Origin of the sequence: Plesiocystis pacifica SIR-1 (assembly GCF_000170895.1) — a bacterium.
GTDB lineage: Bacteria > Myxococcota_A > Polyangia > Nannocystales > Nannocystaceae > Plesiocystis > Plesiocystis pacifica.
This window is the reverse complement of the sequence record NZ_ABCS01000121.1, coordinates 13,028-28,146: the sequence shown is the minus strand read 5'-3', so window position 1 is coordinate 28,146 and position 15,119 is coordinate 13,028. Positions and strand designations below refer to the sequence as shown.

General features: G+C 71.1%; 17 protein-coding genes. 13 read left to right on the top strand and 4 right to left on the bottom strand.

Translation table 11 applies throughout. The annotated features are described in order from the left end of the window. The 4 genes from PPSIR1_RS36090 to PPSIR1_RS36075 all read left to right on the top strand — a co-directional run. On the top strand, positions 1-344 hold a 344-nt coding region (locus PPSIR1_RS36090), incomplete at its 5' end, for a copper homeostasis protein CutC (RefSeq protein WP_006976215.1). Then, positions 341-1,501 (top strand): N-acetylglucosamine-6-phosphate deacetylase, encoded by a 1,161-nt coding sequence (gene nagA / locus PPSIR1_RS36085; RefSeq protein ID WP_006976214.1) that lies wholly within the window; start codon positions 341-343, stop codon positions 1,499-1,501. The genes PPSIR1_RS36090 and nagA, both read left to right, overlap by 4 nt. Positions 1,502-1,509: 8 nt before the next feature. Beyond that, positions 1,510-2,505 (top strand): hypothetical protein, encoded by a 996-nt coding sequence (locus PPSIR1_RS36080; RefSeq protein ID WP_006976213.1) that lies wholly within the window; start codon positions 1,510-1,512, stop codon positions 2,503-2,505. Positions 2,506-2,735: 230 nt separating this feature from the next. After that, positions 2,736-3,782, top strand: a complete 1,047-nt coding sequence (locus PPSIR1_RS36075) for a hypothetical protein (protein WP_157596347.1) — start codon at positions 2,736-2,738, stop codon at positions 3,780-3,782. A 12-nt stretch (positions 3,783-3,794) separates the two neighbouring features. On the opposite strand, the gene PPSIR1_RS36070 is transcribed toward PPSIR1_RS36075, so the two are convergent. Further along, positions 3,795-4,853: a hypothetical protein gene (locus PPSIR1_RS36070; protein ID WP_006976211.1), complete on the bottom strand. Its 1,059-nt coding sequence runs from the start codon at positions 4,851-4,853 to the stop codon at positions 3,795-3,797. Positions 4,854-5,115: 262 nt separating this feature from the next. Here PPSIR1_RS36070 and PPSIR1_RS36065 point away from each other — a divergent pair, with 262 nt between their 5' ends. Together PPSIR1_RS36065 and PPSIR1_RS36060 are read left to right on the top strand one after the other, a co-directional pair. Further along, positions 5,116-5,904, top strand: a complete 789-nt coding sequence (locus tag PPSIR1_RS36065) for a hypothetical protein (RefSeq protein ID WP_006976210.1) — start codon at positions 5,116-5,118, stop codon at positions 5,902-5,904. A gap of 135 nt (positions 5,905-6,039) precedes the next feature. Continuing rightward, on the top strand, positions 6,040-7,416 hold the full coding sequence (locus tag PPSIR1_RS36060) for an FAD-binding oxidoreductase (protein WP_006976209.1): 1,377 nt from the start codon (positions 6,040-6,042) through the stop codon (positions 7,414-7,416). Between the two features lie 8 nt (positions 7,417-7,424). Here PPSIR1_RS36060 and PPSIR1_RS36055 read toward each other — a convergent pair whose 3' ends face one another. Beyond that, the gene (locus tag PPSIR1_RS36055; protein ID WP_157596346.1) at positions 7,425-8,450 is read right to left on the bottom strand and encodes a hypothetical protein; all 1,026 of its coding nucleotides are present in this window, start codon (positions 8,448-8,450) and stop codon (positions 7,425-7,427) included. A 173-nt stretch (positions 8,451-8,623) separates the two neighbouring features. On the opposite strand from PPSIR1_RS36055, the gene PPSIR1_RS36050 reads away from it, so the two are divergent. Genes PPSIR1_RS36050 through PPSIR1_RS36025 form a run of 7 tightly spaced genes read left to right on the top strand, consistent with a single transcriptional unit; the run spans position 8,624 to position 13,293 of the window. Further along, positions 8,624-9,355 carry a GNAT family N-acetyltransferase gene (locus PPSIR1_RS36050; protein ID WP_006976207.1) on the top strand — a complete coding sequence of 244 codons (732 nt, stop codon included), beginning with the start codon at positions 8,624-8,626 and terminating at the stop codon, positions 9,353-9,355. Further along, positions 9,352-9,516, top strand: a complete 165-nt coding sequence (locus PPSIR1_RS48720; protein ID WP_006976206.1) for a hypothetical protein — start codon at positions 9,352-9,354, stop codon at positions 9,514-9,516. Before PPSIR1_RS36050 ends, PPSIR1_RS48720 begins: the two co-directional genes overlap by 4 nt. 22 nt (positions 9,517-9,538) lie before the next feature. Continuing rightward, complete coding sequence (locus tag PPSIR1_RS36045; RefSeq protein WP_006976205.1) at positions 9,539-10,573, top strand: hypothetical protein; 1,035 nt, start codon at positions 9,539-9,541, stop codon at positions 10,571-10,573. A 21-nt stretch (positions 10,574-10,594) separates the two neighbouring features. Beyond that, positions 10,595-11,026, top strand: coding sequence for a hypothetical protein (locus PPSIR1_RS49770; protein ID WP_006976204.1), 432 nt, complete (start codon positions 10,595-10,597; stop codon positions 11,024-11,026). Positions 11,027-11,041: 15 nt separating this feature from the next. Next, positions 11,042-11,914 carry an MbnB/TglH/ChrH family RiPP precursor modification enzyme gene (locus PPSIR1_RS36035; protein WP_045117440.1) on the top strand — a complete coding sequence of 291 codons (873 nt, stop codon included), beginning with the start codon at positions 11,042-11,044 and terminating at the stop codon, positions 11,912-11,914. Continuing rightward, complete coding sequence (locus PPSIR1_RS36030; RefSeq protein WP_006976202.1) at positions 11,911-12,690, top strand: DUF2063 domain-containing protein; 780 nt, start codon at positions 11,911-11,913, stop codon at positions 12,688-12,690. Before PPSIR1_RS36035 ends, PPSIR1_RS36030 begins: the two co-directional genes overlap by 4 nt. Positions 12,691-12,747: 57 nt before the next feature. Beyond that, positions 12,748-13,293, top strand: a complete 546-nt coding sequence (locus PPSIR1_RS36025; RefSeq protein ID WP_006976201.1) for a cytochrome P460 family protein — start codon at positions 12,748-12,750, stop codon at positions 13,291-13,293. A 104-nt stretch (positions 13,294-13,397) separates the two neighbouring features. Here the strand turns inward: PPSIR1_RS36025 and PPSIR1_RS36020 are convergent, their stop codons facing one another. After that, on the bottom strand, positions 13,398-14,627 hold the full coding sequence (locus PPSIR1_RS36020; protein WP_006976200.1) for an SGNH/GDSL hydrolase family protein: 1,230 nt from the start codon (positions 14,625-14,627) through the stop codon (positions 13,398-13,400). Positions 14,628-14,722: 95 nt separating this feature from the next. Then, entirely contained in the window at positions 14,723-15,031 is a 309-nt protein-coding gene (locus PPSIR1_RS36015) for a hypothetical protein (protein ID WP_006976199.1), read from the bottom strand. Between the last annotated feature and the right edge of the window lie 88 nt (positions 15,032-15,119).

Below are 15,119 nucleotides of genomic sequence, written 5' to 3'. Positions count from 1 at the left end.
GCGCCCTCGAGCTCGCCGTCGAGCTGGGCTGCGCGCGGATCTTGAGCTCGGGCCAGGCGAGCTCCGCCCTCGACGGCGCCCCCCTCCTCGCCCGCCTGGTCGAGGCCGCCGCCGGTCGCGTGGCGATCATGGCCGGCGCGGGGGTCAACGCGAGCACCGTCGACGCCCTCCTCGACCAGGTCTGGCCCGACGAGCTGCACGCCTCGTGCAAGGTCCGCGAGCCCGGGGCCTTCGCCGAGCGCCGCGGCGGACCTCGAGACACGGACTTCGGCCGCCAGCGCACGGACCCCGCCGGCGTCCAGGCGTTGCGTGAGCGCATCGCCCGACGGGAGCCCCCGCCGTGACCCGCCACTGGTTCGAGCGCCTGTTCGACGGCGCCACCGAACGCGAGGCCTGCGTGCTCGAGGTCGACGACGACGGACGAGTGGCCGCCCTGCGCGAGCACGCGCCGCGCCTGGACGACCCCGCGCGCAACTTCGAAGGTCTCGCCGCCCCGGGCCTGCTCGACATGCAGGTCAACGGCGCCGGCGGGGTGCTGTTCAACGCCAGCCCGACCCGCGCCGGCCTCGAGACCATGGCCCGGGCCCTCGCCCAGACCGGCGTGTGCCACTTCCTGCCCACCGTGCTGACCGACGCGCCCGCGGTCCGCCGCGCGGCCCGAGACGCCGTCGAGCAGGCCCGCGGCGCGCTCCCGGAGCTCCTCGGCGTGCACTACGAGGGCCCGCACATCGACCCTGGCAAGCGAGGGGTGCACCGCGCCGAGGCCATCGAGGCCCTCGACGCCCCCGCCCTCGCCGCGCTGCTCGAGCTGCGCGGCACCGGCCGCGACCTCATCACCCTCGCCCCCGAGCACGTCGACGCTCCCCACATCGAGGCGCTGAGCCAGGCCGGCTTCGCCGTGTTCATGGGCCACACCAACGCCCGCTTCGCCGACGTCGCCCGGGCCCGCGCGGCCGGGGCCCGCGGCTTCACCCACTTCTTCAACGCCATGTCCCCCCTCCACCACCGCGAGCCCGGGGCCGTGGGCGCGGGGCTTTTGCTCGACGACCTGTGGCTCGGGCTCATCGCCGACGGCCACCACGTCGCCCCCGAGGTGCTGCGCATGCTCGCCGAGCGCCGCGGCTGCGCGCGGCTGTGCCTGGTCTCCGACGGCATGCCGACCGTGGCCAGCGAGCGCTCGCGCTTTTCCCTCTACGGCGAGACCATCGAGCTGCGCGAGGGTCGGCTGACGAACGCCGAGGGCCGCCTGGCTGGGGCTCACCTGCCCCTCGCGCGCGCCGTCAAAAACGCCGTCGAGATGATGGGCGTGTCCGTGCACGCCGCCCTGCGCATGGCCTCGGCCCAGCCCGCGCAGGCCCTCGGTGTCGACGCCGAGCTGGGCACGCTGCGCCCGGGCATGCGCGCCAGCGTGAGCGTGTTCGGCCCCGAGCTCGAGCCCCGCGCGACCCTCGTCGACGGCCAGGTGCGCTGGCGCGTGGAAGCCGGCGGCGCCCTGGGTTAGACCAGGGCATGGTCCTCGACGCCCTGCGCCCCGCCCTCGCCTGCCTGACCGTCCTCGCCGCGAGCGCCTGCGCCGGGACCCCCTCGGGCGGCGCCGAGGGGGTGGGCGACACGACCACGGACACGAGCGCCGACGAGGTCGGCGACGAGACCACCGACGACGGCGGCGTCGAGGTCCCCAGCGGCCGCCCCAGCGGAGTGTTCGGCGGCGGGCCCTTCTATCACGACGCCGAGACCGTCATGCCGCGCATGCGCGCCTCGGGCTTCGAGACCATGATCTTGTGGAGCGTGCACGTCCACGACAACGGCGACCTCGTCCTCAACGATCAGCTGATCATCGAAGACGGCGAGTACGTCGGCAAGCCCGAGTGGCCCGCCCTGGTCGTCAGCCTCGAACAAGAGCCGACCACGGTCACGCGCACGGAGTTCTCCGTGGGCGCCTGGGGCGTGCCCGACTTCGACAACATCGCCGCGCTCATCGAGGCCGAGGGCACGGGCCCCGACAGCGTCCTGTACCGCAACTTCGCCAAGCTCAAAGAGATCATCCCGACCATCGACGCGATCAACTACGACGACGAGACCTACTACCAGCCCAACCCGACCATCGCCTTTAGCCTGATGCTGTCCGAGCTCGACTACAAGATCACCTTCGCCCCCTACGACAACATGAACTTTTGGGTCGCCGTCTACGACTACCTCGAGAGCGTGCAGCCGGGCCTGGTCGATCGCGTGCTGCTGCAGGTCTACGCCGGCGGGGCGGGCAACGACCCGGCCGACTGGAGCGCGGCCTTCGAGGGCGTCGAGATCGAGGTCGGGCTGTGGAGCTTGCACGGCGAGGGCTGCAACCAGGGCGAGACCCCCGAGGAGGTCCAGACCCGGCTCGAAGGTTGGTCGGACGTCACCGTCGGCGGCTGGCTGTGGCTCCTCGACGACCTCCTGGCCTGCGACGCGGAGGCGACCCTCGAGGACTACGCCGCGGCGATCGACGCCGTCTACGCCGACTGATCCGGCTCGCGCTCGGCTTCCAAACCCGCCGCACTGCTCACAATCAAACCCTCCGGTCACAATGCTGTGACCATGGCCATCACATCGCACCCTCGCCCGGGCACACTGCGCGAAAATGGCAATGATCGCCGAGTTTAGGCACAGGCCGGGAGCGCTGCCCCTCCAGAGGCGAGCTCGTTCTTTCATCAGGTATTGAGAATTCGAGCTGGTGACTCTATACATTCCACGAAATGAATGTGAGCAAGATCGCCGCTTTGAGCCTCTTGGGAATCGTCGGCCTCACGGCTTCGACCGCGAACGCCGGCCTCCCCGTCCCGCCCACGCCGACCTGCGAGCACCGCTTCGACTGGCCCGACGACCCCGCCGCCCACGTGCTCAACGGCCCCCTCGACGGGAGCTTCGACTACGACTTCCTCGGCAGCGCGATCGCCAACGTCAGCGGCGCGTACTCGGCCGACACGATGAGCCTGTGGTGGGACGTCGCCTTCGCCCAGAGCGCCTACATCGTCGACACGGCGGTGACCGGCGGCGGCATGGTCGGCCTCGACGGCGACCTCATGGTCGGCATGACCACGACGATCACCGACAGCCAGGGTCGGGTCTGGGAGGAGAACGTCCGGCGCATGCGCAGCGGCTGCGACGAGCAGCGCATCCTCGAGCCCACCACCCTCGGCCTGAGCCACACCGGCACCTGGAGCGCGGGCCGCTACGACTACGAGGAGCAGCGGCCCCTGGCCAAGAACCACAGCGTGACCACGCTGATCGCCGACGTCGTCGGCACCCTCTACCCCGACGGCAGCTCCGAGGCCGTGGCCAGCTACTACCAGTCCGGTCAAGAGGCGAACACCTCGATCACCGTCACCGAGCAGCGCAACCTCGACGGCGAGCGCTGGACCCACCTCGAGCTCAGCTCCCTCGACGCCGCCCGCCAGTACGACACCTACGTCGCCCCCGACGGCACGATCACCCAGGAGGGCTACTTCGGCTACGACCCCCAGTGGGACTACAGCGTGACCCGGGACTACGCCGGCTTCGGCGAGGGCTGGATGGAGTCCGGCGACACCGAGCAGTACTGCTACCTCGAGATCGGCGTGGTGTGTACGCGGACCTGCTGGATCCTCGAAGAGATCGAGGAGTACCAAGAGGAGCTCGAAGAAGAACAGGGCATCGAGTGGGAGTTCGAATTCGGCATGTACGTCGACGGCCTCCCGCCCGACGACGTCGACAACTACTGCAACTCGGCGCTGTTCGAGGACTACGCCGTCCTGCCTTACTGAGGGGCCGAGCGCTCAGCGAGCCGAGAGCCCCGTGCAGCTCGAGGTGACCTCGATCCGCCGGGTGCTCGCCGAGACCGTCGCCGAGGCCACGCCGTTTTGGCTGTCGTCGACGATCCAGACCATGTCCCCGGGGCGGAAGCTCTTCGAGGTCGAGGTGTTCGAGCTGAGGCTCGAGTAGGTCCCGCTGCCGAACTTGGGCTTGTCGCCGAAGAAGATCTTGACCGTGTTCGGGCAGTTGTTCTTGAGGGTCACGCTGACCGAGCTGGGCGCGGAGCTGGTCGAGCCGCCGCCGCTGGAGCTGCTGGAGCTGCTCGACGCAGACGCGGCCGCGGCCTCGTCCATGCGCCGCTGGTTCTCGGCCCGCTCGGCCTCGCGCTGGGCCTCCCACTCGGCCTGGCGCGCGGCGGCCTCGGCCTGGACCTGGGCGTCGACCGCGGCGTAGGTGGCCAGGTCGGCCTCGCTGGCCCAGGGCAGCGCGGTGGCCAGGTCGCCCGCGGGGTTGACCCCGTAGCAGGCCTGCATGAACTGGTAGAGCTGGGCCTCGTCCTGGGCCTGGCCGCGGTTTTGCTCGCAAAAGCCGACGGGGTCCTCGAGCGCCACACCGGTCGCCTGGCTCGTCAACAGCACGCCCATGGCCGTCGTGAAGCTCGGGCTCGCGTCGTGGGCGGTCTGCCAGCTGGCGAGGGCGTCCGCGCCCCGACCGGTCGCCGTCTGCAGCTGCGAGCGGAGCGAGAGCGCCTGCATGGCCGTGGCTTCATCCGGCGCGTTGGCCTGCTGCTCCGCGAGCATGCCCTCGGCCTCGGCGGCCATCGTGTCCCAGTCGATCTCGGGGTAGGCATCCTTGGCGCCCGGATTGCCGAGCACGCCGATGAGCGTGGCCGCGAAGCTCACCTGGGCCTGGGCGTCGCCGGCCTTGGCCTGGGTCCGCAGCTGCTCGAGGTTGGCCTGCATCTGCGCCTGGGCGTTGGCCTGCGCCTGGGCCTGCCCCGGGCTCTGACCGATGCCGAAGATGAAGCAGCCCGGGAGCGCGGGCAGGGCGAGGGCGAGGGCGAGGATCCACGAGCGGCGCATGACGCATCCTAGCCCCGCCAGCCCTGGGCTTGGGTCAACCTTTGCGCCCGGGTTAACGGAGCTCGCACACGACCGCCCCTGCGGCGGGCTCGCGGCGGCCTTTCGCTCACACTCCACAGAGCGCTCGCGTCGTCGCCTCACGACGGGAGAAATTGTGCCCAAATCCGTAATGAACGCGCGGCTGAGGGAAAGTCCACGCTTGGGCCCCCTGCGCCAACGCAGCGGAGTGATCGAAACGCTGTCCGCGGGGTACCTACTCGGCATGCATCGAGCACGCTCGAACTCGACCGGGTTCGCCCTCGCCCTCGCCCTCGCCCTCGCCACGACCTCGGTGGCTTGCGTGGAGGAGACCGAGACGACCCTGGGCGGAGAGGAAGAAGCCCCCGCCGACGACACCGGAGCGGACGAGGGCCTGGAGGAAGCCGAGGAGGAGTCGGAGGGCGAACAAAGCGACGAGGGCGACGAGGGCAGCGGCGAGTGCGTCGCGGCCATGAGCCTCGACCCGGTGATCGCCGTGTCCGTCGACGGCTCCGACACCGTCCCCACGCTCACGGCCAGCTGCACCCCGGTGCAGTTCGAGCACGACGCCGGCACGCTGACCTTGAGCTTCGACTGCACGGACTTCGAGGGCATCGGCCACGCCGTCGTGCTCGAGGCCCCGGCCGCGGCCATGCCCGCCCTCGACATGAGCGCGAGCCACGAGCTGGTCCTCGTCGAGGACATGAGCGGCCGCTTTGGGCCCGGCCCGCACATCCGCCTCGACGACCCCGACGGGGTCGTGCTCGCGCAGATCCGCTACGCCAGCGCCGCGGACTGGGGCTCGCTGAGCATGGGCTACGCCAGCTTCTGCGAGGCCGACCCCGAGACCGGGGAGACCGGCAACGGCCACGTCCGGGTGTCCGTGTCCGGGGGCGAGAGCGTCCACCAAGTCTACGTGGGCGAGCCCGCGGTGGTCGCCGCCGAGACCGGCGAGTGGGACGTGCACGCCCTCGACGCCACGGACGTGTGCTGCCACGGAGCGACCATCGACGTGGCGATCGTGCGCCGCTGAGGCGCCTGGGCGCGTCGCCAACGCTTGCAAAGATTTTGCACGAACATGCCTCCGCGCGGCCTCCCGGTGAGGACAGGCCGCGGATAGGCTGCTCCCGTGGCGGCCTCCCTCGCTTCCAGTTATACCCAGCCTTCCATGTCGACCGCGTCCACGGCCCTCGTGCAGCGTGCCCCGACCACCCTGTGGGGCTGGGGCGCCAACAAGCGCGTGGACTGCTTCGTCGATCAGCCCCAGACGCCGGCCCAGGTCGGGCGCAGCCTCGCGCAGCCCCCAGGCAACGCCGGCTCCGTGGCCCGGGGCCTGGGCCGCAGCTACGGCGACGCCGCGACCAACGAGCGCGGGCAAGTCCTCGACCTCTCGACCCTGGATCGTTACCTGGGCTTCGACCCGGCGACGGGCACCCTCGAGTGCGAGGCCGGGACCTCCCTCGCCCAGATCATCGCCGACTTCGGCCCGCGTGGCTTCTTCCCGGCGATCACCCCGGGCACCAAATACGTGACGGTCGGGGGCTGCATCGCCAACGACGTCCACGGCAAGGCCCACCACACCCAGGGCTCCTTTTGCGAGTGCGTCGAGTCCATGACCGTGCTGCTGGCCAGCGGCGAGGTCGTGCGCGCCAGCCGAGACGAGCGCGCCGATCTGTTCTGGGCCAACTTCGGCGGCATGGGCCTGCTGGGCGTGATCCTCACGGCGCGCCTGCGCCTGCGCCCGATCACCACCACCTACTTTCGCCAGCGCGCGATCAAGGTCAACGACCTCGACGCCATGCTCGCGGCCCTCGAGGAGTACGACCACGAGCCCTACTCCGTCGCGTGGATCGACCCCTTCGCCACGGGCGCGCGCCTGGGCCGGGGCGTGCTGACCGTGGGCGACCACGCCGAGCCCGGCGACCTGCCCCCGGCCCTCGCCCGCGACCCCCTGCAGCTGTCCGGCGGCCCCAAGCTCACCGTGCCCTTCGAGGCCCCCGAGATCGTGCTCAACAAGCTGAGCATCCGCATGCTCAACGTCGTGCTCGAGACCGTGCTCGGCCGCGGCAAGCCCATCGCCCACTACGAAAAATTCTTCTACCCCCTCGACGCCATCGGCGAGTGGTGGCGCGGCTACGGCCGCCGCGGCTTTACCCAGTGGCAGTTCGTGATCCCCCTCGAGGACGGCCCCGCGCGCATGCGGCAGATCCTCGAGGCCATCGCCGTCGGCGGCCAGCTGCCCTTCCTCAACGTGCTCAAGAAGATGGGCCCGGCCAGCGAGGGCATCCTGTCCTTCCCCTTCGAGGGCTATACCTTCGCCATCGACTTCCCCGTGCGCGACGGCCTCCCCGAGCTCCTCGCCGAGCTCGACCGCATGGTCCTCGACGCCGGCGGGCGCATCTACCTGGGCAAGGACTCCTACCTGGCGCCGGACACCTTCCGGGCCATGTACCCCCAGGTCGAGCGCTGGCTCGAGATCAAGGCCAAGTACGACCCCGAGGGCGTGTTCCGCTCGGACCTGGGTCGGCGCTTGGGCTTGAGCTAGGTGTCGAGCTAGCCCCCGAGCAGCTCGGCGACCTGGCCGATGGCCCAGTCCACGGCCTCGCTGTCCGCGTTGTCGATCTCGACGTGGTCCTCCGACTGCGACTCGAAGCGGACGATGCCATCGGTGCTCCCGTCGAGGCGGTGGTTGTCGTCGTTGTCGGGGAAGGGCATGATCAGCCCCGAGGTCGCCTGGAGCTCGATGTTGGTCCCGACCCACGCGGGCACGACGTCCTCGAGGTCCTGCTGCGGCAGGCCGGGCACGGGCCACGAGGCCTCCGCGGCGCCCAGGTTGAAGCCCCAGTTGATGCCCTCGGCCTGGGTGTAGGCGGCGATGACCGCCTGCCAGGTGTCCCCGAACTCGAGCAGGACGTCCTCGTCCTCCCAGGCCAGCGACTTGCCGTCGAAGTCGATGACGATCTCCACGGGCAGGTCGGGGAAGGCCATCAAGGCCGAGTGCGACCAGACCACGCCGTGGGAGTGCGCGACGAGCAGGATCCGCGTCGGGTCGTCGAAGTCCGCGACCCACTCGTCGCGGATCATCGTCAGGTCCTCGAACATCTGCAGGAAGCCGAAGATGGTCGGCGAGCCCTGGCCGGGCTGGAGCACGGCCGCCGAGTTGTCGCGGTTGTAGAACTCGTCGGAGTAGCTGAACCGCTCGACGGAGTAGCCCCAGACCTCGAGCAGGTCGACGAAGCGCTGCGCCGTGCCGGTGTCGGCGAGGTACTCGTTGTTGGCCCCCGGGACGGCGCAGCCCGGCGGGATGCAGTGCCCGGACACGGTGACCACGACCCAGTCGGGCGCGTCCGCGGGCTTGAGGTTCCCGCCGCTCTCTTCGGCGCCGGTCTCGGTGTCCGTCTCGGTCGTCTCCGAGCCTGCGTCCGTCGACTCCGCGTCCTCGGTACCCGTCTCGGTCCCCGAATCCGTGCTCGAGTCCGTCCCCGACTCGCCCTCGGAGTCCGTCCCGACCGTCTCCCCCGCGACCTCGTCGCCGCCCATGCCCGCGCCCCCGTCATCCGCACACGCGCCGCCAAACACCAACGCGCAACATCCGACCAACGCCGCAATCCGTAGCTCCACGTTCAGGTAATACGTCGGCGCCCAAACCCGCGCAACCTGGCGTTTTGCCCCGTCCGTGGCCTCTGGGGCGCCCCATCGCAAGCTGGCAAGGTCGAGGTCCGAGGCCCCCATCGGGGTACGCTCGCGGACGCATGCCTGCGGGATCCACTCACCAAAACGCCCTCGGCCAACCCGTCGGCGAGCTGCTGCCCAACTGGACGAGCCGCCCCCGCCCCGGCGCAGCGCCCATGCTCGGTCGGTACTGCCGCGTCGAAGCCCTCGACGCCGACGCCCACGCCGCGTCGCTGCACGCGGCCAACTGCGCAGACCTCGACGGTCGCTCCTGGACCTACCTCGCCTACGGCCCCTTCCCTTCGAAAGCGGATTACAGCGCCTGGGTGCGCAGCGTCCAAGGACGCCCCGACCCGATCTTCCACGCGATCGTCGACGCGCGCAGCGGCGAGGCCACGGGCGTCGCCAGCTACCTGCGCATCGTCCCCGAGCACGGCGTCGTCGAGGTCGGCCACATCCACTACGCGCCCGCGCTGCAGCGGACCCCGGCGGCGACCGAGGCGATGTACCTGATGATGCGCCGAGCCTTCGACGAGCTCGGCTACCGCCGCTACGAGTGGAAGTGCGACAGCCTCAACGCCGCCTCGCGCCGGGCCGCCGAGCGCCTCGGCTTCGCCTACGAGGGCACCTTTTGCAACGCCGTGGTCGTCAAGGGACGCAACCGCGACACGGCCTGGTTCGCGGTCACCGACGCGCGCTGGCCGGCGCTGCGCGAGGCCTTCGAGCGCTGGCTCGATCCGGCCAACTTCGACGCCCAAGGCCGCCAGCGCCAGCCCCTGGCCCAGCTACGCGAGCGCCCCAGGCCGGGGTGAGCACGGTGGTCATCGGGGCCAAGAAGATGCGCCAGCTCGAGGACGACCCCGAGGCCGTCGACGTGGTGTGGACGGACGCGGAGCTCGAGAGCGTGGCCGGGCTCGCCCCGCCGCCGACCATCTACCCCAACTGGATGGTCCGGAACGTCGCCCGCGAGTGAGCTGTGCTAGGAGTCGGAGCGGATGCTTCAACCCTCGGCCAGGTTCGTTTGCGCCCTTGCGACCGCCTCGCTCCTGACCCTCACGGGAGCGACGGCTTGCGAGCGGTCGAAGGAGCAGGGACAGGCACGGGAGGACAGCCAGGACGGCCCGGTCCGCCGACTGACCATCGCCGAGCCTGCCAAGGGCTGGGACGCGCACTGGGATCTCGACGGCTTCGTCGCCATGGTCCCGCCCGTTCGCCTGCCCACCTCCACCGCGGGGCAAGACGACGTGGTCGTGTGGCTGCGCGTGCCGGACGGCGCGACGATCGAGACCGTCGAGGGTGACGACGGGGAGCTGCGCCTGCGCTTTCCCCCGGGCACCGTCGCCGATCGGGTCGAGTCCCGCGGCCCCGCCAACGCCCGCCGGGTCATCGACGTCCGAGGCACGCGCATCGACGAGGACGGGGAAGAGTGGATGCATACCTACCGCAGCGACGCGCGCGGGGGACTGTTTGGCTACGAGTGGCCGCGCTCTTCCGCGCAAGCCCACGCCGAGGCCACCCGCCGCTTGCTCGCCGAGCTCGAGACCCAGCCCCGGGCGCAAAAGCTCGACGCCAAGGCGCGCGCGGCCTACCTGCGCCGCATCGAGACCAAGAACGACTGCGTTGGTTGCCACAGTCACAGCCGAGAAATCAACGCGGTCGAGGGCGAATTCGGGGTCGTCAACCGAGGAACGGACGCGAGCGGGTTTTTCACGCCGCAAACCGTACTCGCCGAGAACACCGTGCTGGAGAGCTACGGGGCCATCGACCCCAACCTGCGGCACCCCTGGGTGGAGCTGAGCTGTCCCCAGGGCGAGGCCCCCCAGCGCGTGCGCCATGGCAAGCGGCTGCGCGCGGAGTGTGATCTAGATGCGGTCCCCATAGCCCGCTTTTCCCTCGCCAAGGCCCTCGAAGCTGACGATCGCCACGCCCGGGAAGTCTGCGCCGCGCGACGTTACCTCTACGACCGCCTGGACGAACGGGGTAAGCTGGCTTTTGAACCAGCCGCAAAAATTTGTGGCATCGATCTTTGAGATCCTCGTAACCCTGCAAAAATGGCTGGCGTTGGCCGGCCAGGGCGAAAGCCCGGAGACGACATCGTGAAAAAAGGACTAACTTCCGTACTCGAAGCTGCGGCCCTCGCTGGCCTGGTCATTGCGCTCCCCGCTTGCCCCTCGGACGACGGCGGCGAAGAAGACAGCTCGACCGAGGAGTCCGAGGGCGGCTGCCCGACGACCACCGACGGCGGCTGCCCCACCACCACCGACGGCGGCTGCCCCACCACCACCGATGGCGGCTGCCCGACGACCACCGATGGCGGCTGCCCCACCACCACTGATGGCGGTTGCCCCACCACCACCGACGGCGGCTGCCCCACCACCACCGACGGCGGCTGCCCCACCACCACCGACGGCGGCTGCCCCACCACCACCGACGGCGGCTGCCCCACCACCACCGACGGCGGCTGCCCGACCACTGGGGGCTGATCCCGGCGAGGGCTCATGGCGACTCGCCCCAGCGGCGTGGGCATTGGCCTGCGCCGTCGACACTTCGACGAGCTCCCGCGCTGCGAGCGGGAGCTCGACTTCCTCGAATTGTGCCCGGAGAACTTCGTCGGCGCGGGGGCCCTGCGCGGCGGCCGTGACCGACGGGTGCTCGACGCTTGCATCGAGCGTTGGCCGATCCTGGCCCACGGCGTGTCCATGTCCCTCGGCGGCCCCGATCCCCTCGATCGGGGCTACATCCGCGCGCTCAAGGGTCTCCTCGACCGCCTCGACGCGCCCTTTTACACGGACCACCTGTGCTTCGTGAGCGTCGGCGGCCGGTCCTCCCAGGACCTGCTGCCGATTCCCTTTTGCGAGGCCGCGGTCCACCACTGCGCCCGGCGGATCCGCGCCCTCGCGGACCAGCTCGAGCGCCCCGTGGCCGTCGAGAACATCAGCTACTACGCCCAGATGCCCGTGCCCGGCGGCGCCGGCATGGGCGAGGGCGAGTTCGTGCGCGCGGTGGTCGAAGAGGCCGACTGCCTCTTGCTGCTCGACGTCAACAACATCTACGTCAACGCCGTGAACCACGACGAGGACGCGTCCGAGAGCCTGCGCAGCCTGCCCGTCGAGCGCAGCTGCCAGATCCACCTCGCCGGTCACGTCCGCGAGGGACCTCGGCTCATCGATCACCACGGCGCGCCGGTGTGCGACGCCGTCTGGGCGCTCTACCGCGAGGCCCTCGCGCTCGCCGGACCCATCCCCACGCTGATCGAGTGGGACACCGCCGTGCCGGCCCTCGACGTCGTGCTCGACGAGGCCGACCGGGCCCGGGCGATCTGGCGGGAGGTCCGCGCCGCGCGCTCGGCCGCGGCGGAGGCCAGCGCGTGACCGCCGTCGAGGATCCTCAGCTCGCCAACTTCTTCGAGCACGCGGGCGCGTTCTTGTTTGGCGAACGATCCGTCGAGGCCTTCGAGGCCGCCGTCGCGTCCTCGCCCAGCGGCACGGACAACCTCGCCTTTTACCGCGAGCTCGTGCGCCGCAACGCCGCCAAGATCCTCGGCGAGCTGTTCTTGCACCTGCGCCTGCTGCTCGAGCGCGAGCGCCCGGGGCTGTGGCCGGAGCTCGTCGAGGGCTTCGTGCGCGCGCACCCCAGCGCGGCCCGGGACCCCAACTGGCTCGGCGAGCAGCTCCCGGCCTACCTCGCCGAGCGCCGGGCCGAGCTCGAGCTCTCGCCGGTGTTCGAAGAGTTCGCCGACTACACCTTTTGCCGCTTCGCCGCGAGCATGGCCCCCGAGGCCGACGAGCTCGAGGCCCTCGGCGACCGCGACGGCTTCGAGCGCCGCCTGTTCGTGCGCCTCTACACCCACCCCATGCCCGAGCTGCTCGCCGCCCTGCGCCAGGACGCCGACGCGCCCTTGCCTGACGCGAAGCCCTCGACCACCCTGGTCTACCGCAGCTGCGCCCCCGGAGCCCTGCGCCGGGCCGCGGGCTTGCGCTGGCGCCGACCCGACCTGGCCGAGCTGATCGTCCTCGCCGAGCGCCAGGACGCCGAGCTCCCCGCCCCGCTGGCCCAGGCTGCAGCCCAGCTCGACGCGCGGGCGCTCCGCGCCGCCACGGCCCGGCTGGTCGAGGCTGGCGTGCTCGAGCGCGCCCGGCCCGTGTAACTCCACGCCCTCCCTCAGACTATCGGAGACATGGGAACGCACTCTCGACGGTTGGCGATGCTCGCAGCCCTGGCCGGCATGGCCTGTTCGCTCGCGGCTTGCAGCGATGACTCCAACGCCGAGGACGAAGCCGGCGAAGCCAGCGACGGGTCGGAGACCGAGGACGCGGGCGACGAAGGCGTCGACGCCGAGGCGGTCGTCTCCGAGGCCCTCGGCTACGCCACCTTCGTCCAGGTCAACGCGAGCTCCGAGGCCAGCCAGCACGGCCTCGCGGACACCGTCAACATCTGGGTCCCCCAGGCCCACGAGGCCGCCTTCCGGGCCATCGACCCCGCCGACGCCGAGACCCCCGTCGAGCCCTTCCCCGCGGGGACGCTGATCGTCAAGGAGCACCTCGACGCCGAGGCGGCGCCCGTGGGCATGACGATCATGTTCAAGGGCCCCGAGGGCTACGACCCCGAGCACGGCGACTGGTGGTGGGGCAACGCCAACATCGACGGGACCATCGCGGACCAGGGCGCGGTCGACTACTGCATCGCTTGCCACACCCCCCGGGCCCACGCCGACTGGCTGTTCGGCCTCGCGCCCGAAGACCAAAGTTAGTACCAGCAGGGCGGGTGTCGACATGCCCCAGTAGTGTCGCCAGCTCAGCTCGATTTGCAGCGGCAGCGAAAAAAGTCCGCGGCCGGTGGGCACGCTCTCCCGACTCACTCAAACAGCGTCAGGTCGATCGAGTCCCCGAGCGCGGCATAGCCCGCGTCGTTGAGGTGCAGGTGATCGCCCACGTCGTAGTCCGGGAGCACGCGGGTCGGCTGACCCGGGTCGCGGATCACCGCGTCGAAGTCGTGCACGGCGTCGAAGGCCCCGCTGGTCCGGATCCACTCGTTGACCGCCTGGCGCACCGCCTCGCCGTCCTCGGTGTAGTAGTCCGCGCCCTCGTAGGGCAAGAGCGTGGCCCCGTGGACGACCAGCCCGCGGGCGTGGGCCTCGTCGATGAGCTCGAGGTAGCCGTCGACGAGCGCCTCCGGGGTCGGCAGCTGGTTCAGCACGGAGCCCACCCCGATGTCGTTGATGCCCTCGAACACGATGACCCAGGCCACGCCGGGCTGGTCGAGGACGTCGCGCTCGAAGCGGTCGAGGGCCTTGGGGCCGATGAAGTCGCGCAGCACACAGTTGCCGCCGATGCCCGCGTTGACCACGGCGAGGTCCGCGGTCGAGGGCTTGGCCTGGAAGCGCTCGGCGAGGCGGTTGGGCCAGCGCCCGTTGCCGTCGACGGTCGAGCCGCTGCCGTCGGTCAGCGAGTCCCCGAGGGCGACGACGGCTCCGGAGCCTTCCCCGAGCGTGGCGAGCACCTCGACGCCGTTGAGCCAGTAGGAGCTCGTCGTGGTCGCCGCGTCCCCGGGCCAGGTCGCGTCGGCGCTGAGGTTGCCCGCGCTCAGCCAGCTCGTCTGCGCGGCCTCGGCGTGGACCGTGGTGGTCACGACGGACTCGGCGAAGTAGAGGCTGACGCTCAGGTCCCCGAGCGCGGCCACCTCGAGCTCGACGGGGTCGGTGACGACGATCTGCCCGGCCGGGAGGACGAAGCTCGCCGCCCCCTCGACGGTCAGCGGGCGGTCGCTGCTCGCCTCGATCGCCGAGCCTTCCCCAGACAGCGCCAGGCGAGCCTCGCTGACAGCGATGGCCTCCTCCCCGAAGGTGTTGGCCAGGCGCACGCGCACGAGCTCGCCGCCGAGGCTGACGCGCGCGACCTGGCGCAGGCTCTGCTCGGCGAGCTCGACGGGCGGGGCGGTGAGCGGGCTCGCGGCCGTCGGCGACGCGGCCCAGGTCGCCACCCAGCCCGGCTCGGGCTCGCTCCCCGTGTGTTCCGTAGCCTCGCTGGTGTCCGTGTCCCCGCCCGTGGTCGTCGAGTCCGTCGCCGTGCTCGTCTCGGCGCTCACCTCGTCCTCGCCGCCCTCGCCATCCTCGGACGCCCGGCACGAACGAGCGCGAGCGCCAGGACGGAGGTCCCCAGCCTTCGGAGACCGAGCACCGCTCAATCCTCCCCCGGTCGCGGGCGCTCACCGAAGCGGTCGACGAAGCGGGACTCGATCCGCGCCAGCGCCTGGCCAGGCGTGCGCGAGCCCAGCTCCTCGGCGTGGCGGTAGCGGGCATCGGCCGGGCCTCGCGCCTCGGCCCACGCCTGCATCGTCTCGCGCAGCGCCTCGCCGTGTCCGTAGTGGATCATCGCGCTGCGACCCTTGGGGTAGCGCAGCAGCTCGGCGACGCGGACCTGAAACACGCCGGGCCCCTCCGGCGCCCGGGCTGCGATCTCTTCGGCCGTGTACCAGCTGCAAAAGCGCACGGGGCAAGCTTAGCCGCGTCCGAGGGCTTGCCCAGCGCGAGTTTGGCTCGCCCCGGATGGCCTCGACGGCCTATCGTGTCCTCGTGCT

Excerpts from the sequence above, each read along its gene's own strand:
- PPSIR1_RS36080 (WP_006976213.1), top strand. The coding sequence starts at position 1,510 with ATGGTCCTCGACGCCCTGCGCCCCGCCCTCGCCTGCCTGACCGTCCTC.
- PPSIR1_RS36075 (WP_157596347.1), top strand. The coding sequence starts at position 2,736 with ATGAATGTGAGCAAGATCGCCGCTTTGAGCCTCTTGGGAATCGTCGGC.
- PPSIR1_RS36070 (WP_006976211.1), bottom strand. The coding sequence starts at position 4,853 with ATGCGCCGCTCGTGGATCCTCGCCCTCGCCCTCGCCCTGCCCGCGCTC.
- PPSIR1_RS36065 (WP_006976210.1), top strand. The coding sequence starts at position 5,116 with ATGCATCGAGCACGCTCGAACTCGACCGGGTTCGCCCTCGCCCTCGCC.
- PPSIR1_RS36060 (WP_006976209.1), top strand. The coding sequence starts at position 6,040 with ATGTCGACCGCGTCCACGGCCCTCGTGCAGCGTGCCCCGACCACCCTG.
- PPSIR1_RS36050 (WP_006976207.1), top strand. The coding sequence starts at position 8,624 with ATGCCTGCGGGATCCACTCACCAAAACGCCCTCGGCCAACCCGTCGGC.
- PPSIR1_RS36045 (WP_006976205.1), top strand. The coding sequence starts at position 9,539 with ATGCTTCAACCCTCGGCCAGGTTCGTTTGCGCCCTTGCGACCGCCTCG.
- PPSIR1_RS49770 (WP_006976204.1), top strand. The coding sequence starts at position 10,595 with ATGGCTGGCGTTGGCCGGCCAGGGCGAAAGCCCGGAGACGACATCGTG.
- PPSIR1_RS36035 (WP_045117440.1), top strand. The coding sequence starts at position 11,042 with ATGGCGACTCGCCCCAGCGGCGTGGGCATTGGCCTGCGCCGTCGACAC.
- PPSIR1_RS36025 (WP_006976201.1), top strand. The coding sequence starts at position 12,748 with ATGCTCGCAGCCCTGGCCGGCATGGCCTGTTCGCTCGCGGCTTGCAGC.